The organism is Clostridium sp. ZS2-4 (assembly GCF_026719745.1).
GTDB lineage: Bacteria > Bacillota > Clostridia > Clostridiales > Clostridiaceae > Clostridium_H.
The window spans coordinates 128,925-153,437 of the sequence record NZ_JAPPRQ010000011.1 but is presented as its reverse complement, the minus strand read 5'-3'; the positions used below and the strand labels follow the sequence as shown (position 1 = coordinate 153,437).

The window sequence follows — 24,513 nt, the reverse complement described above, 5'->3', positions numbered from 1 at the left end:
ATTAACTCCTATAAGAATTTCTCATATATCATATCTAAAGCATATTCTAAATTATAATTTTTAATATTGTTTGTAATAAAACTTTGCATACTTCTAATCTTTTCTTTAATTAAATCTGCATTCCATATATCATCAACTTTGAAATTATTATGCTTACTACTAAAATTACCTTTTTTTCTTATAATTAATATTTTCTCACAAGTGCATTTATTATATTTTAACAAGCATAACTTATCTAAATAATATAATATTTCACATATAGTTTCCTTATATTCTATAGAATCACTTGTAGTAGAAAAATATTTACTAATATTATTAAAGATATCCAATATATCTTTTTCATTATTATCTAAGATTTTATAATCAAAAGGATAATTCATAAAAAAGGTAGGACTCAGCATCTCTATAATCTCTAGATTTTCATTTTTCAAATTTTCTTTCATATCTTTTATATTAATAATACTGTGGTATAAAGAATTTGTTTTTTCATTTGTTAATGTAATAGGCTCAATATTAATAAAATAACCATCTTTATCTAAACTATTACTAATGTTATGAATAGTTTTTTCAAACTTATCTTTATCTGTTAGATGTAATAAAACATTTGCTGCAAAAATCATATCATATTTTCCATCATTGGGATAATCTAATGTATTTGAAATATCCCCTACTTTAAAATTAAAGTTATTAAACCTTCTTGATAAATTATTAGCTGCTATATCTGATATATCAATTCCTAAATAACTATTAATTTTATTATTATAAAAATAATCTGTAAACATACCAGTACCTGGTCCTAACTCTAAGATATTTTTCAACTTTAAATCTCCAAATAAGTTATTAATTAAATATTTTATTACATCCAATTTACTCTTGTATAAATAATTATTATAAATTTCCCCTAAGCCAAAAGAACCAGAAGTTTCACTATTAAATTTAACATTGTATCTATTATTCCAATATGATTTATGATTGAAAAGAGCCTTTAAATCCTTTATATAAACATCATTCCAACCCTTAAGTGTATTTTCCCATGCTGACATTGCCCATATTATGTCTTTATTGTTAGTACATTTCATTTTTATTTCAGGCAATTTTTCAATTACTTCCGATAACATCATTCCTACATTATTCACACTATCAACTTCCTTATAAAATATCCCCCTTTTTTTAAGAGGTTCATAAGGTAACCATTCCCCAGTAATAATTATATTTCCATTAAACATATGTTCTAACATAGTAGCACTTAATGTATCGGTAATTTGAACTTGAACTAAAATATCAGTACTTCTAGTTAGTTTTGCAATTTCATCGAAATTCATAAATTTTCTAAGTACTCGATAGTTTAATCCACTACTCTGCAATTCATTTTCAACAGTATCTATATATTGTGCATCTCCGCCATAAGTCATTGGAAAAATAAAATAGGTTCTATCTGGAAATTCGTCTTTGTATTTCACCAAAGACTTTATTATTTCAAGATGGTTATGAGCAAAATATGCATTGTATCCACACGTGACAACTATAGACTCTTGTGGAATTTTTAATTTATCTTTTATTTTTTCAACATCCGTATACTCAATCCTCTTAATATGTTCTAAAGCCGTTAATCCAAATAAATTTAGACTTGTTTTTCCCAAAATTTGTACACCATAATACTCTATAAAATTATTCATAGTCGCACTATTATCAAATGTTATCATATCAGCTACATTTATTATCGACCTTTGCATTTCCTTTTGTTGAGCATTGGTTCTATAAAAATCACTTCCCCATATGCTAATTATTAATCTATCAGATTTATTTCTAATTATTTTAGAAAATTGTCCGTAAAAAGGAGTTAGGTAATGAATGTGTACAATATCATAATAATTAGGTAAACATAATATATTTAACAATTCTTCATAATCCTTATATGAATAAATGTTTTCATAAGTATTTTCCATTAAATTTGCTCTATATACCGCTTCATCACCTTCTACGGTAAAAATATCAAAGGAAATATTATTGTTATAATTATACAGTTTTTCAATATATTCTTTAGTGTAAATGGAATAAAAAGAACATAATATTAGTACCTTTAATTTATTGCTTCTGCTTTTTTCTTTTAAAAATTTATTTGCATCAACATTTAAATTATTCTTTTCTATAATGCCTTTTATAATATCTCTAATAAAACTAAAGGTTTCCGGATTTGTTTTTTTTTCATAAGCTGCTTTATAGTAATTTAATGCTAGATTATAATTTCCCTGTATTTCATGCAAATACGCTAAATTATAAGTTATATCAAAATTAGTATAATCAATAGTTAATCCATAGTTTAATGTGAATTTTGCTTCATCATATTTTTTTTCAATCATTAGCACTACAGCTTTTATAGAGCACATCTCTGCATCATCTTTTATAACTTTTTCATACTGCTGAATAAATTCCTTAGCTAGCTCTAAATTTCCTTGTTCTACAAGCTTTTGTATACTCTTTTTTATACTTGCCATTTTTTCTAATATAGTGTTTTCATTAGTAGACATTGTTTTCATTCTCCTCTAAAGCATTAGTAGCTTTTATTTTTCATTTTAATTATCAGACTTTTACAATATTATGTTTTTCGAAGTCTTTTTGTCATGCTCTTTTTTAACTTTTAAAAAATACTTAATTTAAACTCCAATCAGACACGTCCCCACATTAATGAGAATAATTATGTTGGGACTATACCAATTAGTTAGCTAATTATATACTTGTATACTATATTTTTACATACCACTTTCTAATTACATTGCACACTTCCCTTATAAGCAGGTTATAGTTTCAACATATACCGCCATAGCATTTGCCATATCCTGATCTTCGAAAGTAGCATCTTTAATTGATTTTACAGCAGAAATTAAATCTTTATTCTGAATATGTTGAAAAGCCAATAGTATATTTTCTAAGAATAATACCTCTTTATTGCTTAAGCTTTCTTTACTATTTTCATATACTGAAAAACTGTAATCCATATATTTAAATATAATCTTTAATATCTGCTCTTTATTTAAGCCCTTAAAGGATTTTTTATTAAGAACTTGTATTAAAATATACTTAGTTATCTTTCTAAGCTGAATAGTTTCCTCAAGACTTAAATTTAAATCTTTATTATCAATTAAAATAAGAGCAGTATTTCCTAGCAATCTCTTCATTGTAATGAGATTTAAAGCCTCTATATTATTAAATGATAAAAATTTAATAATATCTTTTAATGTATTTCCTTCTTTCTTTTCTAAAGCTCTTTTTATTGAGTATATGTATTGAGTATTTTTAGTTAACTTATTGAATTCTTTTAATAAATTAACTCTCTGCTCTTCTTTCATATTCTCTATTTCATCTTTAATGTAATAGCTGTAGTTAACCTGTTCTTTTTCTATTCCTTTTAGAATATACTTATCAAAAAACAAAACCATTTCTTTCATTTTATCAAGTTCTAAAAAGCTTTTTACTATTCCTGAAATATGTAATAAAATATTCCCTTTGTTTTTATTAGAAAATATATAGTTTAAAAATCCAGAATAATCTTCAATTTTCAAATAAGAAGTTTCAATATCACTTTCTGCTATATCTTTTCCATCCATGCTGTATAATTGTATCCTTGTATCTAAGGTTATAGGATTATTATTTATGTTTTGAAGTAGCTCTAAATATTTTTCATAGCATTGTATACATTCTTGAAAGTTCTCTTTAAAAAATAAAGATTGAGCTTTAAAATATACCGCATCAATAAACTCTGGATTTAAACTTAAAATATCATCACAGATTTTTATTGTTTCATCATATAATTTATTTATAAAGTTAGTCATTGCAGCAGTAATATAATACATTACATACTCATAATTTAAGGGTTCTTTATTTAATATCTTCATAAATATCTTGGATTGATTCAAAGATTCCATATGATTATCATTCATTGAATAACTATGTGTTAACTGATATCTATAATATATATTATTAGGATCTTTTTGAAGCTCTCTTTTTAACAAATTTGCAGTTCTCTTAAATTTCCCTTCCTTTATTTCTTTGCTATCCATTATATATCCATAATGAAATATTGTTAAATCAAAATTCTTAATAGGTTTGTTAAAATTAGGTTGATTATGAACATTACCCGAATAATAAAAACTTCCGTCATTTTTAAATATTAAGTATTGAGATATAATAGTATACTTTTTATATTCACTATCATCATAATCTTTTATCTTAACTGAAAAAGTATTATAATTTTTATAATCTTTTCCTTTGAAAAACTTAATAAAATTATAAATTTTATCTTCAATTTCATAATCCGCATCCATTATAAATATATATTGTCCTTCTGCTAATGAAATACTCCAGTTTCTAGCTTCTGAAAAACTTCCCTGCCATGGGTGAAAGTAAACTCTATCAGTGTATCTCTTAGCTATATCTACAGTTTTATCATCTGAACCAGTATCTACAATTATAAGTTCTGCAAGTCCATTATCTATAAGTGGTTTTACACTTTTCAAGCATCTTTCTAAGTTTTTCTCTTCATTTTTAACTATCATAGTTATACTAAGTACATTGGAATATAATTTATTTTCACATATAAGTTTTTGTATATAGTATCTTATAGGTATTATCATAGCTTGATAAACTTCACATATTTCCTTTAAACTATCAATAGCCTCTTTAAATCTATTTAGACTTATAAAACTCGCTATTTTCTTTAATTTAATTAAAAAGTCTTTTCTTTTAATGTCCATTGATAAATTATTATTTATTAAATATATTCCGTACTGAGAGTATATTTTGAATAGCTCTACTATTTTTTCTTTTTTACTTTTTTCTGCTGACTTTAAAGATATATTTTCAAAATATATTTCTATTATATACATATAAACTACTATATTTTTAATTTCTTCTTTACTCAATTCTTCTACATTTGTTGAAATCAAGAACTGATAAACACTCAAATCAAACTCTTCATACTCTTCAAATAACTGTTTCATGTAAGCTTTTATGTATACTCTATCCATTACATTAAACATTTCAGTTATAAATTTTTTATCTTTGAATAATTTAAGTATCATATATCTAAAATAACTATCTTTTTCATCAAATCTAGCTTCTTCTAATATGGTACTTAGTTTATCTATTGATAAATTATTCTCTTCAATAATCTTACTTAAAGTTATATATTTACAATATTTAGAATCTAAATTTTCTAAAATAAAATACTTCTCTATTTCATCTTTAATATTAATACTTGTATTTATTTTTAACTTTTCTACATAATCATAAAATTTAAGCTTAATATCTTCCTCTTTCATAATATAATTCTTGTACCATAAATACAGTTCTTTAAATTTATTATCTTCTATAAACTTAGCTATATTATGATTAATATAAACTCCTGAATAATTCAAATAATGAAAATCATCAATTTCAATTTTCAATTTTTCTTCAACAGAAGTTTCTGTATTATAAATAAGACAACTCTCTTTTTTATAATAGTTACCTTCAATATAATATTTTTTTAAATCCGCTTTTATATTTATATTTTTATACTTAATTAAAAGCTCTTTTATACTTTTAACTAAGTCTTCACTTAAAACCATACCACTTTCTATAATCATTATATTATTATTAAAACATGAAGCATTACAAAATTCATGAAACTTTTTATAATCCTCTTTAAATTCATATATTATATGATTGTACTCTATATTAAGTTTTTCTTCCAAATTATTTACTATAACTAGTTGGCTTTGTCTATCTTCTAAAAGTGGTTTTAAAGTTTTAATATAACTATATATATTTTCTTTTAAGTCATCCTTTATAACTATACTTAACTTTTCCATATTCTCCTCCGAAATATCATCTTTTAAATTTACAATCTTTTTCCATATTTTCTATTTTGTTTATTAATTCCATCTTCATATCCTTATGTTCACATAACTCTAAGCTTTTTTTATAATATTCTAAAGCCAAAACTTGATTCTCACCTATCTCATATACATATGCCAAGTTATATAATAAATCAAAAGACTTAGAATACTTTTTAACAGCTTTATTTAAAAGTTCTTCTGCATCTGTAATATTATTATTCATAATTAACATTACAGCCTTCATAGAATATAATTCTTCATCCATATTATATTTTTCACATTCTTTAATTAATTCTTCAGCCTCTTTTATATAACCACTTTGTATAAGCTCTCCAATTTTATTTTTTAACTCATTGAATAATTCATTTATTTCATGGTTATATCTTATAGTCTCTTGTCTGTTCATAATTTTTTCTATATAAACCTGCATGGGTCTTGCCATGTTTGGATTTTTTTCTATTCCATACTTTATGAATTTTACAGCATCTATCACATTTGCTTTTTCTACACACTGAGATGCTTTATTTATAGCTTTAAAAAATTCTTTTTCCTCTCTAGTTAGAACTTTATTTTTTTCAATAAGAAGTTTTCCTAATTTTAAATATTTATCTACTATATATAAATTTTCTTCTTGGGTTAAATTTTTTAGTTGTTTTGAATTTAATGTCCTTTCAAATACAAAATCAATAACATTTTTTAAATATTTTAAATTCTTAATATGTGTATCATTATTAATCTTACAAGATTCTATAAAATAAATTAAATCTTTAATTATATGTTCTCCTGATGTTTTATCAACATTTTTAAATTTACATTTTTCTATAAATTCTTTTAACTCTATCTTTTTAGTCTTATAAGCACATACTAATTCTATATTTTCTACTTCTTCTTTACAGCTTAATGAATAAAATAAAAACCTTGTATCATGAAAAATATCATGTTTTTTAAAATCTCTCAATAGCATAAAATAACCTTCTGCATAATCTAATGCTTTTTCATATTTTTCTGTCATATAAAAAGCTTGCATCATACTATATACCAAATCAATAAAGTCTTTTTGTTTTTCCAATCCTCTACTGCACACTTCTATTACTTTATCATATAAACCTTCTGACTTATAAATTTGAGCAGCAGCACTATAATAAAGCAAATGTAATTTGTCATATACTTTATTTTTTAAAATATTTATAACAATATCTATTTCTTTCGCTGCTTCTTTGGTATCACCATGTACTTGATAAGTTACTGCTAATTGATACCTATAATAAAGATTATCAGGATTTTTTATTAATTCCTTTTTTAATAATTTAGAGTTTCTTATGAATTTTTCCTCTTTAACTTTTTCGTTCATTATATAACCATAATGCAGTATATATGCATCTAAATGCTTACAGGGCATCATAATGCTTGGTTGTTCATGTATACTTCCTGTATAGAAAAAATCCTCAGAATTTTTAAATATAAAAGCCCTTGTAAATATCCCAAAATTCTTTAAATCTTCATCTGTAAAATTCTTTTCCTTAAAGGTAAAAGCGTTAAATTTTCTATATTCTTCATCATTAAATAAATTTACTATTTTATTCAATGAATCTTTCTCTACTTCCTCATCTGCATCTATTATTAAAAGATACTCTCCTTTAGCTTTAGTTATACTAAAGTTTCTAGCTTCCGCAAAATCATCTCTCCAAACATAGGAAAATATATTATCAGTATATTTTTTAGCTATTTCTACAGTCTTATCTTTTGACCCAGTATCTACTAAGATTATTTCGGCTAAACCTTTTTCAGCTAAAGGATATATGCTCTTTAAACATCTTTCTATATGTCTTTCTTCATTTTTAGTAATAATACATACACTTAGCTTCATAATTGCACCAACTCTCGAATTAATTCTTTGCTACTATAAATATCGTTTATATACTATCTTTCTTTACTTAAAAGAAAAAGACCAGAAATTTCTTTCTGATCTTTTTAAAAATTATTATGATATCTTTAAATGAAACCCGACTCCCTTTGGTCGCTGGGTAAGTTCGAATTACTAAATCAAAGATTTAGATCCTCACTTATCTTAATAATTGAAGAACTCCTTGTGGTTGTTGGTTAGCTTGAGCAAGCATTGCTTGAGCAGCTTGGCTTAAGATATTAGTTTTTGAGAATCCCATCATTTCTTTAGCCATATCTACGTCTCTTACTCTTGATTCTGATGCACTTAAGTTTTCAGAAGCTGTATTTAAGTTAGCTATTGTATGTTCTAATCTGTTTTGGTATGCACCAAGTTTAGCTCTTTCAGTTGAAACAGTGTTTATTGCAGTATTTATTACTGTTACTGCTGATCCTGCTGCTGCTGTACTTCCAACATTTAATGCATATTCAGCTGTAGAAGTTGATTTATCTGTTAACGCCTCTGTAGCTGTACCAATAGTTGCAGTTGAAGTTGTTAACTTAAGAGATTGAGATCTCATATCAGTTATTTGCATTTGGAATGTTTGACCTTCATTAGCACCTATTTGTAATGTTGCTGTTAAAGATTCTCCTGCAACTGTTGAATTACCATTTAATAATTTTTGAGTATTGAATTCAGTTGTGTTTCCTATTCTTGTTATTTCTGAAGTTAATTGATTTAATTCTCCTTGGATAGCTTTTCTATCAGTTGATACGTTTGTATCATTAGCAGCTTGAACTGCTAATTCTCTCATTCTTTGAAGAATAGCGTGAGTTTCATTTAATCCACCTTCAGCAGTTTGGATCATTGAGATACCATCTTGAGAGTTTCTTGAAGCTTGATCAAGACCTCTGATTTGTCCTCTCATTTTTTCAGAGATTGCTAATCCTGCAGCGTCATCTCCAGCTCTGTTTATTCTTAAACCTGAGCTTAATTTTTCCATAGACTTTCCTGCTGTTACTGTGTTAGCACTCATTTGTCTGTGTGCATTCATTGCGTTAAGATTGTGATTAATAATCATTTTTAATTCCTCCTTGAATTTATGTTTGTGGAAATCCATTCCCACTATTTTTGTTTACATATATTATATCGATGTTTTTTTTTAACACTTAATAGTTTTTTATAAATTTTTTAAATTTTTTTATTAAAAAATACAGAATCTGCAGCATATTGTTTATTGTAGCTTTTATTTGCATTTTGTGAATTTGTTAGTTTGTTTATATTATTACGTAAATCAGCTTTTTTCTTGTTCATTAATTTTACTAGCTTTTGATTAAGAACTAGTATATCTAATTCCTTACACCAGTATAAGAAATCTTTTTTTGAATATTTTAGCTGATTTATTAAATTTATTATCTCTTGTCTATCAGATAATAGCTCATCCAAGTTATCATAATCTTCATTTTCAACACTAGTAATTATTTTTACCGTTATATCTCTATATTCTTTTAACTTATCTTTTAAATTCATATTGCCAGCATCCATATCTTACTATCCTTGACTCATTCCCAATTGACTATATAACCAATTAGTTTGAGAATTCATTTTATTCATAGCAACTTCTAAACGTGCAAATTGCTTGTAATATCTATCTTCTTTTTCATATATCTTTTTCATCATATCTTGTATCTTTAACTCTCTTTCTTTCATTTCATTAGTTAAAGTATTTTTAAATTCTGTAAAATCGCCTTTTATACCTGCTATTTCAAGAAGTGTTCCTTTTTTACCATTACTGTCTCTAAAAGTGGATATATTATCCTGAATAATATCACTTATTCTATGAAAAATTCCCTCTTCATTATACCTTTCACTTCTATCTGCACTTGACATACTTCTTGAATAATATTCATGACTTGTTGACTTTTTAATAAATAAATCCATAACCTTATCAGGATTATCCTTTAATGCTTCTTTTAACTTTTCTTCATCTATGATTATTTTCCCTCTTTCTGATACATCAGAAGAAGTATTTAACCCTATTTGAAATAAACTTGTCCCCACTCCTTCAACATCTTCAAAAAATGCACTTCTCATCTTCATCAACATGTTTTCAAGAGTACTGTCTCCTGAAAATAATCCTTGTTTCGCTTTTGTTTCCCATTTTTTTATTTCATCCTCACTCATTGCCTCTTTTTGTTCATCTGTAAGGGGAAGATATGTATATTGCTTTTTCTCTTCAACCTGGCTTCCTATCTTCCCTATCAATTCATTATAGCTATCTATAAACGACTTTATTTTGTCAAAAGTTCCATCTGCATTCCCTTTAACATCAAAGGTAACAGCTTCCGTTGGTTTACTGTTTAGAGTATAACTAATCCCATCCACAGTGAAATTATTAGAACTTTGTATAAGCGTGTTGCTTGAACCATTTGGTTGTGTTATTTTCACTACCACATCAGTACCTGCCGTTGCTACAGTAGTTCCAAATAAATTTTCTACAAATTTGTTTGTAGAATCATCTGTTATAGAAATATTTTGACTTGACCCTGTATCCTTTGAAGTCATATAGAATTTTCTATCTAATTGACTGTAAGAAATATCAACATTTGAACCTTTTTCTATATCGTTTAATATATCAGATATACTTTTGTCCTTTGCTCCAATATAAGTTTTATCACCAACAGTCGTATCACTTGTACTGGTAAAATCATAACAATAATTTTTCCCATTTATAGTAAATTCAACCCTGTCTTTTCCTGCATCATTTATAAGATTAGCCATTTTATCGCTAATTTTTTGATCTATTTTAAATCCACTTGCGACTCCCAGTGTACTGGCAGCATTACCTGTTAGAGTTATTTGGTCACTTGTAGTTGACTTAAATAACATTTTACCATTAACCGATTCCGATACTGTTATGGAACTACCTGCTCCCAATTTATTGTTTATTTCTGTAACAAGTGAAGACATATCATGAGTTCCAGCTGTTAAATTAATAGTTGTAGGAACTGAAGCACCACCTGTACCATCAAATACATTAAAAGTTAACGTATCATTTACTCCTGAAATTATCCTTTTATCATAAGACACTGTATCTTCATTGATAGTAGGATTTGAAAACTCATCGTTATCAGCACCGGTTCTGCTTACTGTTACCTTGGAGTCAAACTTTATTTCACTATTATCACTAAATTTTGCAGTTCCTGCTACAGGTGCCTTATCCGCATTTGTAAAAGTAATATTCAAACCATCCGTTGACTGTGCAGTATATCCCCCACTTAATTTACCATTTAGTTTTGATGCCAATTCTTCTAAAGTATAACTTCCGTTATCTATAGTTATATTCTGAGTTGTACCATCAACATCTATGGTTAAATTATTATTTGTGTCATCTATGGTAACTTTTTTCAAGAACTTAATATTACCATCTTTCACCACAGCCTTTACATTATCGCTAAGATTTTTTCCTCCTCCCAAATCTACTGATGACATGTCCTTATTAATCTGCGATGCTAATTCACTAAGATTTTTATATGTTCCAGAAGTTATATTTATAGTTTTACCTTCAATAACCAAACTATCATTGAAATTGGTACCATCTACATGTTTTATTACTAATGGAAAATCAAGTCCTAACGTTGCCTCTTTTATATTTACATTTGCAGTTGGATCAAGTGATGCCTTAGTTGCTATATTAGCAGAAGTTACTTCTACGCTGTAGCTTCCTTCTAAAGCTCCTGATGAAGCCTTTGCAGTAATAGCATTACTTATTGTACCCGTTTGAGTTACTTCAAATGTTGAAAAATTATTTTCTGATAACAAGTAGTCTTTAGATAAAACATCAAAATATTTTGTTTTAAGAGAATTAACTTGTCCTATCATATCTCTATATCCTTCTTGTCTCCACGCTAATGTTTGCTGTCTCTGCTTTTCTTTGTCTACCCTGGCATAATATCTGGTCATCATTTGTTTTATGGCACCATCTGTATCCATACCAGTAGCCATTCCAGTTAATCTTAATTTATTAACTGCATTAATAGTGTTCACTTCATACACCCCATTTCACTAAATTTATAGTTTATCTCTGACCTTTTGATATTTTATAAGCTTCATTCCATGTATGTCGAATATCCTCTATTAAAGGTAAGATTTCGTCTATAATATTTACATCTTTTTTTATGTTAGCTTCTGTCAATCTTCTCACTATAAATTCATAGATACTCATAAGCTGTTGTCCCCATGCTCCAGCTTGGTCTACATCTAAAGTTGCCATAAGTTCATAAAATATATCTTGAGTTCTTATTATACTGTTATGGGCCTTTGAAATATCTTTGTCCAATATAGCTTGTCTTCCTATCTTTATATATTTTACTGCACCATCAACTAACATCAATAATAATTGTTCTTTTGAAGCATAATTTATACTATTTTGTTTATAAGCATTATACGCATTACTTGTATACATTCATATTCCTCCCATATTCCTTGGTAATATCATGATATTTTATAATATTTTTATCGTTTGTAATAGATATAACTTTACTCTATTTACTGCATAATATTGGCATACTGCTTTTTTATTTGTTACACCATTCTAATGAAATACACATAATCATCACATAAAATTGCCCAAAAATATACAGTACACAAAATTATTACGATAATTTCATATACTGCAAAAAAATTATTTTTTTATATTTAAAAATCTTCCTGTTGAAATATTGTTTTTACCAGTTTCTTCTTTAAATGCTTCAACCTTAATATTTTTACCTTTTACAGCATCAACTGTTATTTTCTGATTAACTTTATGTTTTGATAATTTATTCTGAAAGCTTTCTTCTCTTTCTTTCTTTTTATCTTCTTTTTTATCCTTATTAATTTTATTAGTTTCTTTATTTCCGTGAACCTTACCTTCTTTTGTAGCCTCATTGACCATTTCATAAATTTGGGTATCTATTTTATTTAAACTATACTGATACATAAAACCCCCCCAAACATCTAAATACTAGTACAAATCCCTGTTAACCAGTACTGGTGAATTGTTACTGGCTATTGTCTTAGTTAAGCTTTTTCATCAAACATAATTCCTGCAAGCTTACACATCTCTGCAACCATATCTAACATTTTTTTTGGAGGTATTTCTTTTATAACCTCTTTTGTTTGGTCGTTTATTATTTTTATTATGAATTCATTTTTAAATTTATCATGTCTTTCATATTCAACATGAGTTTTTTCGCCTTCAAGAAATTTATTTAATTTCTCAACAGCTTTTTTAATATTTTCTTCTTGTTGATTATCTTGTTTGACAGCACCATGTTTAACTTCTTTGCTAATATTTTGATTTTGTCTAACTGATTGAATTTCTGCAGTATTATTTTTCGAAACTGTTTCTAAATTATTTTGTATCCCCTGATTTACAGCTTGAATATCCATATTCTTTCCCCCTTAACCTTATTTAAGAATATAAATTAAAATTCAGCAATTATTTTTTATTAAGTTTTTTCAATATAGACGTATCTCCATATACAGCTTTTTGATTTTCTTCCCCTACTTCTTTATATAATTCACTTCTCAAAATAGTAATATTTTTTGGTGCATCTATAGCAATTTTTACAGCTCCATTTTCTATGCCTACTACAGTTACCTCTATATCATCACCTATCCGCAGTGCTTCTCCCTTTTTCCTTTTAACAACTAACATTAAGGTTCCTCCTTAAATAATGGGTGCTTAACCAAATATTTTTCATTATTCAATATTATTTGTTCCCCTAATTTCTCTTTAATATTAATAATTATAGGAGCTCTTAAGTTAGTTGTTATTTCTTCCACATTAGAACTTATAGTAACTGTATTTACTACTAAAGCATCTTCTGATTTTTCAATTTTGATTTTATTTATTGTTTCATTATCTAGTTCAATTTCATAATCCTTCAAAACATTAAAAGGAGATACTACAACGAATCCAATTTCTGCATTATCTATAGAATGAAGTACACTAAACATTTCATTGTCTTCAACAGGAAATAAAATAAATCTTTTTAAATCCTCAAACCCTGGAAGCCCTTTAGAAAAATTAATTACATCTTTTTTTTCATACTCACGAATTCCATGATACTTAGTTTTTAATTCCATAATTATTCCTCTCTTTACATTGTAACTTTAACACTTTCTATCTAAGGTAATCTAACAGTGACGGCTGTATAACTTTTGCGCTTGTTTGAAGTGATGCAACATACACAGTCTGCATTGTTGCATATTCCATTGTTTTTTCCGTTATGTCTATGTCTTCAACTTTAGATAATATTTCTGTCATATTAAAATTAGCATCTACATTTTTATCCTTGGCACTGTCCATTCTATTCTGCTTTGCTCCAACCTCTGATCGGATTTTTAGTAAGTTATTCATAGCATCAGTAAGTTTTTGCAAATCTCCGTTAACTAACTCTTTTACAGCATCATCATCTGCAGCCACACCATCATCATCCTTACCATCCAAATGGTTAGCTATTTTATTAAATATATCTCTCAGGTCTAATGAATCCCCTTTTGAATTTTTAAACTCTAGTACTTCCGAAGCTGTTACGTTATAATCCATAACAACACCTTGAGAAATCTGCACTTTTAATTTTCCTTGTATTTGAGTATACTCAGGCCCATCTACTAATTCTCCACCATTCTTTTTATAATACAGAAGTCTAGCATTACTGGTATTGTTAGTACTAAATTTAGCAGTATCACTACCAGCTTTTATACTTATGCCACCTGTAACCTCTACTTTAAAATAATTTTTACTGGTATCTTCTCCTCCAGCCTCATTTATGTTAACAAACATAAAATTCTTGTCCGCAATATTAGGAACTACTTTTATCTTCTCTGTTAAATCAGCATCTCCGCTTATTTTTTCATTTATTTTACTTGCCAAATCACTCAAACTATTGATTTCAGTACCTGAAGCAATAGATATTGTTTTTGTTGTTTCTGATGTACTGCCAGGTGGCTTAAATGTAACTTTTATATCTAATTGATTTTTTATTTTTCCATCTTCATCAATTATCGTACCAGTAACACTTTGATCTTTATCTATAATTATTTCATTAGTTAATGCGGCATTTCCAAAACTACTTCCGCCAATAACATCTACAGGCTTAGTAGTTCCCCTTGTTCCACCAAAAATATACTTACCATCAAAACTTGTATTTAATATTTGTGAAACTTCACCTATTTTTTCATTTATCTCGTCCTTTATTGCCGTTCTTTCATTCTGACTGTATCCTCCGTTACCTGCTGAAATCAAAAGTTCTCTAACCCTTTGAACAACATCTCCAACTTGTCCCAAAGCTGTATCTGTAGTATCCAGCCAGTTTATAGTGTCACTTATGTTTTCATTGTATTGTTTATTGGCATTAATATCCGTATGCAGCTGCATTGCTCTTGCAACCTTAAATGGATCATCTGAAGGTCTTCTAATTTCCTTACCAGATGTCATCTGTTGTTGAAGCTTTTGCATATATTGAAGATTTGTTCTCATATCAGCTAAAAAGCTGTTGCTTAACATCTTGTTTGTTACTCTCACTTTAAACTCACTCCGTTCGTTCGTAGTCTCCAGTTACCAGTAACCAGTAACCAGGAAATGTTGTTTTTCTTTCAGAAAAACTTTAATCTAATTGAATAAAAAAATATCTATCGTTAATACTGATAAACAAAATTAAAAGTAGGTGCTATTATGCGATTTGAAGAAAACAGTATTGTATATAAAAAGTCTTTTAGCTTTTCATTGAGTATTATTGATACTTATAAATATCTAACTAATGAAAAGAAAGAATATATTATGTCAAAACAGTTATTACGCTGTGGCACAAGCATTGGTGCTAATATTAGCGAAAGTTTCAATTCTCAAAGTAAAAAAGATTTAATTTCCAAGTTATATATCTCATTAAAGGAAGCTGGCGAAACTGAATATTGGATAAAACTTCTTGTAGCTTCCAATATTCTAGATAAAAACCTTGGTACATCTTTATTACAACCTTTAAAAGAAATTATAAAAATATTAAGCACCATCATAAAAAATAATAAAACACAAATTTCCTAATCATAAGTACCTAGTGACCATAATTTAAGTTTTGTGTCAACAAAACATCCTTTACTGGTTACTAGTTACTGGCTACTGGTCACTATCTTTTTAGTCCATTAACTACAACATCCAACAGTTCGTCTACTGTTGCAATTATTTTTGCATTTGCTTGATACGCGTGCTGGAATTGTACCAAATTTGCCATTTCCTCATCAAGCGAAACTCCTGAAATAGAATCTCTTCTTTCTTGGAAACCTCTTAAAAGTACTTCCTGATTTCCAACTACTCTTTTAGCTTCTTGTCCTTGAATACCAAGCTTATCTATAGTATCTTTAAAATAATTATCTACTTTCATTCCATTTATATCACTTTTAACTGTAACTACTCCTAAACTTGAGTCTGTTTCTAAGTTTATAAAATTTCTTTCAGTGCTACTACTTATATTCTGAAATTTTATTAGTGTATCTCTCAGTTTAGCAATAGCAAGGGCTCTCTTACCATCATTTTCCCCATCAACCTCTGGGTCACCAGTAGTTCCTGCTTTTATTTTCATTACGTCCTTTATTATCTCTTCATTTACAGAAATATTACCAGCTGTAATCTCTTTTTCATTAGTGGCGTTACTGTCTCCTTTTTTCACAAAGAAAGGCAATGTATCAGTTGAGTCATTTTTACCACTATGAACGGCATTAACTGCAAAAGCCAAGCCCTTAGCCAATTTGTTTAATTGGTCTATATAGTTATCTACATCCTTTTGAACAGACATGTAACCTTTTAGTTCCCCTCTATTCTCATCCTTAGGAAGACTAAACATAGCTAAATTTCGAAAATCTATTGTACTACCTTTTGCAATTGCCACTCCACTCTTGTCAAGAGCTATTCCATTTGCCTGATCATTATTTTTATCATTTTGAGACCATAATACCCTACATTGATCTAGCTGCTTATATTCATCTTCAGTCATCTCTATAGTAATAGTTTCCGCATTATCCTTATCACCATTTTTTAAGTAAGTGACTTTGTATTGTAATGTATCTGTTCTAGAACCAGATGTAGTAGTTTTTTCTATACCAGAAACATAAGAAAATCTTCTTACAGCATCATTTGGGTTTTTTCTTATTAAAAGCGGATTTGCATCAGCATTAAGTCCACTTGTATCTCCCGGACTTACATTTACAGAGTAAAAGTTATCTGGCTCTACCTTAATATTAAACTTTTCACTTAGCTGATCTAATAACAAGTCTCTTTGGTCCATTAAGTCATTTGGCTCCATGCCTGAAACCTTAACACTCATTATCTGTTGATTTAACTTGTCCAATCTATTCAGCATTCCGTTCATATCAAAAACAGTCTGTTTTATTGATTCCTGAGCATTGCTTTTTACACTCATTAATTGATTATATGTATGATTTAATTCATCCGCTAGAGCTGCTGATTGTTGAGCTACAACAGTTCTTGCATTTGAACTTTCCGCCTGCTTGGACAGTTGATCCCAGCCATCAAAAAATTTGCCAATTAAATTTGAAATTCCATTATCTGATGGTTCATTAAATATGCTCTCTATTTCGCTTAAATATTTGTCTCTAGCTTCATATTGTCCAAGAGTACTTTTTTCTCTTCTTACCTGATAATCCATAAAACCATCTCTAATTCTCTGTATACATGAAACATCTACACCAGTACCTATCTGTCCTGGTCCTACTTGATTGTTCATAGATGGCATTCCAAATGGTCTTGTGGTTTCAAGATTTGCTCTTTGTCTTGAATAACCTTCCGTATTGGCATTTGCAATATTATGTGAAGTTACATCTATACATCTCTGCTGAGCAAACAACCCTCTTTTTCCTATATTAAAAGTCGCAAATAAACCTGACATTTTATACCTCCCATTTTTTAGTAACCAGTTACCAGTAGGCAGTAACCCAAAGATATTTTTAACATCACTTACTAGTTACTGGTTACTTGTTACTGGCTACTGAATTCATCTTCCTACTTTTCCATAGGCATTATAAGTTTTAGCCTGTCTATCAGGATTTAACAGTACCAGCATCTTATTTGTAAAGGCTAGTCCTTGTTTTATAAGTAAATCATTAGTATCCTTCTGTAACCTAACTTCCTCCAAAACCTTCCTAATATTTCTAAAATTTTTCTCTATTTCTTTATCGTTTAGTTCTTCAATTAATTTACTAAAAGTTTTATCTTTCAAAAAATCTTTTGTTAATTCTCTTCTTTTTAGTTCTATACTGGCATTCTTTTTATTGCATTCTTGTATTTTCTCAACGCAGCTCTCCATTTTGAACACGTCATTTTTAACTACATATTCATGCTGCTCTTCCAAAACTTTCAGAAGCTCTTTCACTGTTTCTATTTGCTGCAGCATTATTGTCTTTAATTGATTTATGAATTGTCCGTTGTCTGTTGTCCATTGTCCATTATTCATTTAGACTTCTCTTCCCTTCATAATATCTATCATCTTTTGTGCCACTAGTTTAGCATCTACGTTGTATGTTCCATTTGCTATTTCACTTCTTATCTTTTCTAATTTTTCTTGAGATACTGATTTTTTATCATTAACATCAAAAGAACTTAGACTTTTACCTACCTTTGAAATTTCCAATGAATCTTTTCTTCCTACTTCTTTAGCTTTTTCTATCTTCCTGCTATTCTTTTCGTATATATTTATAATTTTATTTACACTTGATCCTGATATTTTCATATTTGCCACTCCTTAATTTCCCCTTGATTATCTGTTAATATTATCGACGTACAAAATTTAAAGTTTATACTAGTTTATGAAAAAAGAAGGTGAAACGCAAGAAAAATTTCATTTTTAATTTGAATTTGTACTGTATTAAAATTCATATAAAAATTTGTATTTTACCACTACTACAAAAACACACAATATCCATCTATTTTTAAGTATAACTAAAAAAAGATAAAAATTGAAGTTTCACCTGCGTAAAACTTCAATTTTTATCTTTTCCAATTAAGCCACACTTATTATCCCTTTAATGATTTTACTCTTTCTTCACTGCTGACTATATTTATTATTCTAACTCCAAAATTTTCATCTACAACAACAACTTCTCCATAAGCAACTTTTTTGCCATTTACTAAAATTTCTACAGGCTCTTCAGCTAACTTATCTAATTCTATAAGAGAACCTGTCCCTAAATTTAATACTTCCTTTATACTCTTTTTCGTTCTTCCTAGAACAACTGAAATCTCAAGGGGAACATCAAGTATTAAATCAATATTGTGTGGAGCAGCATTAACAGCAACTTCTTCAAGAGGTTTAAAATTAGCATGCTGTACATTAACCTGCGGCTGCGGTTGTACTGGAACTGCAGGCTGCTCGTATGTATAGGTTTCAACAGGCTTAGGCTGTACTTCAGGTTCTCTAGAATACTGCTGCACTGCCTGCGGTTCAGGCTGACTCACCTGCGGTGCAGGCTCCTGCTGTTCTTCATTCTCCTGTCCCATCATTATTGAAACTATTTTTTTTGCCGTTTCTATAGGAAGAAACTGCATAATTTTACTGTCAATCAAATCTCCTATAGTCAACTTAAATGAAACTTGAACTATCTTTTCATCTTCAGTCATACCTTCAGCTAATGGTTTTGTTGTATCTTCCCATATTTTTGAGGCTGGTGGTGATATATTAACCTCTCTGGCAAACATTGTTGCCATTGATGTGGCTGCTGAACCAATCATTTGGTTCATTGCTTCCGAAACAGCACTTTCTTCAATTTCTGAAAGAGAAGATGAAGCCTCTATCCTTCCATCTCCACCCATCATCAAGTTTGCAATTACCGCTGCATCAGTTATTTTCATTACCAGTAGATTTCCACCTACAATACCACTTGTATACTTTACTTCTAATGCAATATTAGGAATTTCAAAAGTTTGTCTTAATTCATTTAGTGTGGTAACCTTAACTTGAGGCGTGGTGATATTTACCTGATGACCGATAATAGTGGAAAGTGCCGTTGAAGCAGAGCCCATGGAAATATTACCTATTTCTCCCAACAAATCTACTTCTATATCTGAAATCATATCACTTTCTGAATCTGATATATCTACAGCATTATCTTCAATCGGTAGATTTTCTGCGGGTTCTTCATCTATTCCAGAATTACTTCCACCATTTAATAGTGCATCTATCTCATCTTGCGAAAGAAATCCGTTATCGCTACTCATAGTTTTCCACATCCTTATCAATAATATCTAGTATCTGAACACCTTTATTCTTACCAATAATCCCTGGTTTTGCATATAAATACTCTTCATCCTCAACCTTCATTTTAACAGCTTCATTTGTTGTAGTATCCAAAGCCACTACATCTCCCACTGAGAGCTTTAAAAAATCATCTACAGTTATATGAGTAGTTCCCAACTCTGCTGTCATCACCAAATCTATAATATTCAATCTACTGCGCAGTTTCTGTTTGGATTCTTCCAATATTTCAGTATCATTTTCTCTAAACCAATATTGTACCACAAGCTTATCTAATACCTTTTCTATACTAAGATATGGAATACAAATATTTATAAATGTATTGCTACCATTCATTTCAACCGAAAAAGTTATTAATGCAACTGGCTCTGTAGGTGCTAAAGTCTGATTTAGAGCCGGATTAGTTTCTAATCCCTCAATTTCTGGTTCAACCTCCAATACATCTTCCCACGCAAGTTTTAGATTTGCAATAAGCCCTATATTTATCTGCTTTATTATATTTTTATCAATATCAGTAAATTCTCGAGACTTATATTGTCCTGTACCAGCTCCCCCTAAAAGCACATCGATAATCCTGTAAACAAATTGAGGATTACTTTCAAAAAGTATCGATCCGCTTAAAGGAGGCATTTTAAAAATAGTCAATATTGTAGGATTAGGCACAGAGTGGATAAACTCTTCATAGGTTATCTGCTGAACAGTTTCTATTTTTACTTTAACATTTGTCCTTACTTGAGCAGTTAAATAATTAGAAATTATTCTGGCGAAATTATCATGAATAAGCTCTAGGGTTCTTATATGATCCTTAGAAAACTTCTGAGGACTTTTAAAATCATAAGGTTTAATTTTTTGTTTATCCTCATCCTTTTCAAGCTCCTCCGGATTTAGTTCACCAGAGTCTAAGGCAGATAAAAGGGCATCTATTTCGCTTTGTGATAAAACGTCTGCCATGTTTGTCCCTCATTTCTTTACTAATTTGCAAATAATTTATCTATATCTATTAAAGTAACTACTCTATCTTTAAAATTGATAACTCCTTTAATATATAACTTTCTTTGATCATCAACCTTTTCTACCAGTTCTTCTTCTATTTCAAGAACTTCATCAACATCATCTACTGTAATACCCACATGTTCATCTTCCATATTTAAAATTATAATATTATTTTGTTCAATGCTTTCTTTTTTATTGATATTTAGTAGCAGGTTTATATCTAAAAGAGAAATAACATTTCCTCTTAAATTGATCAATCCTTTTATATAATCAGGTGCCTTTGGAACTCTGGTTATTTCCATGATATCATTTATGCCTTGAACTTTTGAAGTTTCAACTGCAAATTGCTCGTCTCCTAGTCTAAACACGACTACCTGCATTTTATATTCCTCCCTTTAGTCTATTAGCCCAATGCCTTTCTAATAGCTTCAAGCACTCTTTCTGCTTGGAATGGTTTTACTATAAAATCTCTTGCTCCAGACCTGATTGCGTCCATTACCATTGTTTGTTGTCCCATAGCGCTGCACATTATAATTTTGGCAGCTGGATCAAATCCTTTTATTGCCTTAACAGCCTCAATCCCATCCATATCAGGCATTGTAATGTCCATAGTAACAACATCAGGTTTTTCAGCTTTATAGATTTCTACAGCTTTTAGTCCATTACTAGCTTCTCCAACAATTTCAAATCCATTTTTTTCTAAGATATCCTTTATCATCATTCTCATAAAAGCAGCATCATCAACAATTAATACTCTAGCCATGTTTTTATAACCTCCATTATTTTACTCCTAATGTACTTAATATTTTTTCTAATGAACCAGGCATTGGAATGTAATAAAAATGCCCGTTTATTTCCTCACTCTTGTTATTTTGCAAGAATCTAGTTTCAATGTCAAGTACTTGATCATCAAATTGACCAGCTTCAATAAAACTAGTAGACAGTATAGCTCCTAACATATCATATGAAACAGCAGGTACAGATGGGGTTATCCCCAAACCTGTGAATTTAGCTATAGCATTCATATACGATGTTGCTATAATATTTCCTATTTCACACAATACAGAATTACCCATATCGGTTAACTGTTCTTCTTGCTCTCCTGTTAATAATTTTATTATTTGAAATGCAGTGTTTCTCTCAAGAATGAATAATATATTTCCTGGAGTATCACCAAGTACTCTTACAATAATACCAATTACAACTCTTTCAGTTCCTTCGTTTGAAAAAACTTCATCAAAAGGTACTATATTTACTGATGGTACCGTCATATCTATTTTTTTATTCAATAGTTGTGATAAAGCAGTTGCTGCATTTCCTACTCCAATGTTTCCAACTTCTCTTAAAGCATCCAGCTGCATAGGAGTCATTTCAATATACATCATAATAATTCCCCCTTATATTAAAGCTGCAACATCAAGTATTAAAGTAACTAATCCATCTCCATATATCGTTGCTCCAATATATTCTTTTAAATCCTTCAATGTCTTTCCTAAAGCTTTTATTACTGTTTCTTGCTGTCCTAATAGTCCATCAACTAAAAGCCCAACAGTTTTTTCACCAACTTTAACTATTACAATATATTTCTTATTGCTATCCACTTTTTCAAGACCAAGTTTTTCATATACTCTTATAAGTGGAATTACATTTTCATTATATACTATAACCTCTTTATTGTCTGTTCTCATTACTTTTTCTTCTTTATAGTCTATAACTCTATCAATATAACCTAAAGAAATAGCCATAGTTTCATTTCCTATTTTAACAAGTAAAGCTTGTATAATTTGGAGTGTCAATGGTAATGTTATAATAAATGAGGTGCCTTTGTCAATCTCACTTACAACATCCACTGTACCCCCAAGAGAGCTTATTTTAGTCTTAACAACATCCATACCTACTCCTCTACCTGATATGTCTGTCACTTCTTCGTTAGTACTAAAACCTTGGGCAAAAATAAGATTTTTAATATCTGAATCACTCATTCCTTCAGTGCTTATCCCTACTTTTTCAGCCTTAGCTCTAACTTTTTCCACATCTATTCCACCGCCATCATCTTCAACTTTAATTATGGCTTTTGTTCCTTCTTGATATGCTATAAGCCTAATAGTTCCTGTTGATTTCTTACCCTCAGCTATTCTTTTTTCTCTACTTTCAATTCCATGATCTGCAGCATTTCTGATAAGATGAATCAACGGTTCTCCTATTTCATCTATTACTGTTCTATCAAGCTCTGTATCTTGTCCCTTAACTATAAATTCAATATCCTTATCAAGCTCTACTGATAAATCTCTTACCATTCTTGGAAATCTATTAAATACTGTTTCTAATGGAAGCATTCTAATTTTCATGACAAGGTCTTGCAAATCTGAAGTAGCTCTAGCAACTTGTTCCAAAGTTTCATTTAACTCAGCTGATTTATAATTTATGCTTATCTGTTCCAATCTAGTTCTATGAATAACCAGTTCTGAAACCATATTCATGAATTTATCAAGTCTTTCCAAATCCACTCTTACAGATTGATGAACCTTTCTATGCTGTTTTTTCTCTTCGGATTTGCCTTCTATTTTTTTAGGTTTAATTGCAGTTTGTTTTGTTTTTACTTCTGGTTTTAATTCTTCTTTTAATTGCTGCACTACTTCTATCTGAGGCTCATTGCTAGTAACCGTTTTTTCTTTTACATTTACATTATCGACTATAACCTCATTAACTTCAGATATATTTATTAAAACATCATAAATTTCTTCTTTACTCTTGTGAGTTAGATAAATCATATTTATATCTAAATCAAAATTTTCATTTTCTAAATCATCTGCTGAAGGTATACACTTTATTATTTCTCCATATTCTTCTAAACCTTTAAAAATCAAAAAGGCTCTGGCAGATTTTAATAAAGTATTTTCATCTAATATTACCTTAATTTCATAAGGATAGAATCCTTTGTCAATAGCTTGTTTGATAACATTGATATCATATTCATTCATTTCTATAAAAGTTTCTTTTACTTCCTCATCAGTTGTGTTTTCTACTTCTTCTTTTGCAGATTGAATATTTTTTTCTTCATTGTTATTATCTTTTCCTTGAGCTATACTTCCTAAGTTTTCCATGATATCATCTATGGGAATACTCTCCTCAATTCCCTCTGATATATTATTAACCATCTGTTCAAGAGTATCAAGGCATTTAAAAAGTACTGTTACAACTTTCTGTGTAACCTTTAATTTACCTTCTCTAAACTGAGATAATACATCTTCCATTTTGTGTGTAAGCTCAGCCATATCGTTAAAACCCATTGTTGCCGCCATACCCTTAATAGTGTGTGCAACTCTAAAAATTTCATTTAATTTATCTATATCATCTGGTTCTTGTTCTAGCTGTAGCAAAGATTCATTTAATGCTTGAAGATTATCCATTGATTCTTCAAGAAACATTGATAAATATTGTGATGTGTCCACAC

General features: G+C 29.0%; 21 protein-coding genes and 2 pseudogenes. 1 reads left to right on the top strand and 22 read right to left on the bottom strand.

The features are described 5' to 3' along the window. Positions 1–8 precede the first annotated feature (8 nt). The 12 genes from OIO11_RS01865 to flgL form a co-directional block, all read right to left on the bottom strand. Positions 9–2,528: a methyltransferase domain-containing protein gene (locus OIO11_RS01865; RefSeq protein WP_268069637.1), complete on the bottom strand. Its 2,520-nt coding sequence runs from the start codon at positions 2,526–2,528 to the stop codon at positions 9–11. A 258-nt stretch (positions 2,529–2,786) separates the two neighbouring features. Next, positions 2,787–5,849 carry a TPR domain-containing glycosyltransferase gene (locus OIO11_RS01860; RefSeq protein ID WP_268069636.1) on the bottom strand — a complete coding sequence of 1,021 codons (3,063 nt, stop codon included), beginning with the start codon at positions 5,847–5,849 and terminating at the stop codon, positions 2,787–2,789. 16 nt (positions 5,850–5,865) lie between these two features. Further along, complete coding sequence (locus OIO11_RS01855; RefSeq protein ID WP_268069634.1) at positions 5,866–7,743, bottom strand: TPR domain-containing glycosyltransferase; 1,878 nt, start codon at positions 7,741–7,743, stop codon at positions 5,866–5,868. Between the two features lie 196 nt (positions 7,744–7,939). Continuing rightward, positions 7,940–8,839, bottom strand: a complete 900-nt coding sequence (gene hag, locus OIO11_RS01850; RefSeq protein WP_268069633.1) for a flagellin Hag — start codon at positions 8,837–8,839, stop codon at positions 7,940–7,942. A gap of 110 nt (positions 8,840–8,949) precedes the next feature. Further along, complete coding sequence (locus OIO11_RS01845; protein ID WP_268069632.1) at positions 8,950–9,303, bottom strand: flagellar protein FliT; 354 nt, start codon at positions 9,301–9,303, stop codon at positions 8,950–8,952. Between the two features lie 6 nt (positions 9,304–9,309). Next, positions 9,310–11,805 (bottom strand): flagellar filament capping protein FliD, encoded by a 2,496-nt coding sequence (fliD, locus tag OIO11_RS01840; protein ID WP_268069631.1) that lies wholly within the window; start codon positions 11,803–11,805, stop codon positions 9,310–9,312. A 31-nt stretch (positions 11,806–11,836) separates the two neighbouring features. Continuing rightward, a complete protein-coding gene (fliS, locus tag OIO11_RS01835; RefSeq protein WP_268069630.1) occupies positions 11,837–12,223 on the bottom strand; it encodes a flagellar export chaperone FliS in 387 nt (128 codons plus the stop codon). Between the two features lie 219 nt (positions 12,224–12,442). Then, on the bottom strand, positions 12,443–12,739 hold the full coding sequence (locus OIO11_RS01830) for a hypothetical protein (RefSeq protein WP_268069629.1): 297 nt from the start codon (positions 12,737–12,739) through the stop codon (positions 12,443–12,445). Between the two features lie 80 nt (positions 12,740–12,819). Then, complete coding sequence (locus OIO11_RS01825) at positions 12,820–13,191, bottom strand: flagellar protein FlaG (protein WP_268069628.1); 372 nt, start codon at positions 13,189–13,191, stop codon at positions 12,820–12,822. Positions 13,192–13,240: 49 nt separating this feature from the next. Then, on the bottom strand, positions 13,241–13,459 hold the full coding sequence (gene csrA, locus OIO11_RS01820; RefSeq protein WP_268069627.1) for a carbon storage regulator CsrA: 219 nt from the start codon (positions 13,457–13,459) through the stop codon (positions 13,241–13,243). Further along, on the bottom strand, positions 13,459–13,890 hold the full coding sequence (gene fliW / locus OIO11_RS01815; protein ID WP_268069626.1) for a flagellar assembly protein FliW: 432 nt from the start codon (positions 13,888–13,890) through the stop codon (positions 13,459–13,461). The genes csrA and fliW overlap by 1 nt, the downstream gene beginning before the upstream one ends. A gap of 37 nt (positions 13,891–13,927) precedes the next feature. Beyond that, complete coding sequence (flgL, locus tag OIO11_RS01810) at positions 13,928–15,331, bottom strand: flagellar hook-associated protein FlgL (RefSeq protein WP_268069625.1); 1,404 nt, start codon at positions 15,329–15,331, stop codon at positions 13,928–13,930. A 150-nt stretch (positions 15,332–15,481) separates the two neighbouring features. Between flgL and OIO11_RS01805 the strand changes: the two genes are divergently transcribed. Further along, positions 15,482–15,847, top strand: coding sequence for a four helix bundle protein (locus tag OIO11_RS01805; RefSeq protein ID WP_268069624.1), 366 nt, complete (start codon positions 15,482–15,484; stop codon positions 15,845–15,847). A gap of 82 nt (positions 15,848–15,929) precedes the next feature. On the opposite strand, the gene flgK is transcribed toward OIO11_RS01805, so the two are convergent. The 10 genes and pseudogenes from flgK to OIO11_RS17185 all read right to left on the bottom strand — a co-directional run. Beyond that, positions 15,930–17,705: a flagellar hook-associated protein FlgK gene (flgK, locus tag OIO11_RS01800; RefSeq protein WP_268069623.1), complete on the bottom strand. Its 1,776-nt coding sequence runs from the start codon at positions 17,703–17,705 to the stop codon at positions 15,930–15,932. 105 nt (positions 17,706–17,810) lie between these two features. After that, the gene (locus OIO11_RS01795) at positions 17,811–18,269 is read right to left on the bottom strand and encodes a flagellar protein FlgN (protein ID WP_268069622.1); all 459 of its coding nucleotides are present in this window, start codon (positions 18,267–18,269) and stop codon (positions 17,811–17,813) included. Then, positions 18,270–18,545, bottom strand: a complete 276-nt coding sequence (flgM, locus tag OIO11_RS01790) for a flagellar biosynthesis anti-sigma factor FlgM (RefSeq protein ID WP_268069621.1) — start codon at positions 18,543–18,545, stop codon at positions 18,270–18,272. It lies immediately after the preceding gene. A gap of 284 nt (positions 18,546–18,829) precedes the next feature. Next, on the bottom strand, positions 18,830–20,029 hold the full coding sequence (fliY, locus tag OIO11_RS01785; RefSeq protein WP_268069620.1) for a flagellar motor switch phosphatase FliY: 1,200 nt from the start codon (positions 20,027–20,029) through the stop codon (positions 18,830–18,832). Next, the gene (gene fliM / locus OIO11_RS01780; protein ID WP_268069619.1) at positions 20,022–21,017 is read right to left on the bottom strand and encodes a flagellar motor switch protein FliM; all 996 of its coding nucleotides are present in this window, start codon (positions 21,015–21,017) and stop codon (positions 20,022–20,024) included. Before fliM ends, fliY begins: the two co-directional genes overlap by 8 nt. 20 nt (positions 21,018–21,037) lie before the next feature. After that, a complete protein-coding gene (locus OIO11_RS01775) occupies positions 21,038–21,439 on the bottom strand; it encodes a chemotaxis protein CheW (protein WP_268069618.1) in 402 nt (133 codons plus the stop codon). 23 nt (positions 21,440–21,462) lie between these two features. Further along, positions 21,463–21,822, bottom strand: coding sequence for a response regulator (locus OIO11_RS01770; RefSeq protein WP_268069617.1), 360 nt, complete (start codon positions 21,820–21,822; stop codon positions 21,463–21,465). 16 nt (positions 21,823–21,838) lie between these two features. Then, positions 21,839–22,444: a chemotaxis protein CheC gene (locus OIO11_RS01765; RefSeq protein WP_268069616.1), complete on the bottom strand. Its 606-nt coding sequence runs from the start codon at positions 22,442–22,444 to the stop codon at positions 21,839–21,841. A 12-nt stretch (positions 22,445–22,456) separates the two neighbouring features. Beyond that, a pseudogene (locus tag OIO11_RS17190) lies at positions 22,457–23,593 on the bottom strand (chemotaxis protein CheA); the annotation flags it as partial. Positions 23,594–23,763: 170 nt separating this feature from the next. After that, a pseudogene (locus OIO11_RS17185) lies at positions 23,764–24,511 on the bottom strand (Hpt domain-containing protein); the annotation flags it as partial. Positions 24,512–24,513: the final 2 nt, after the last annotated feature.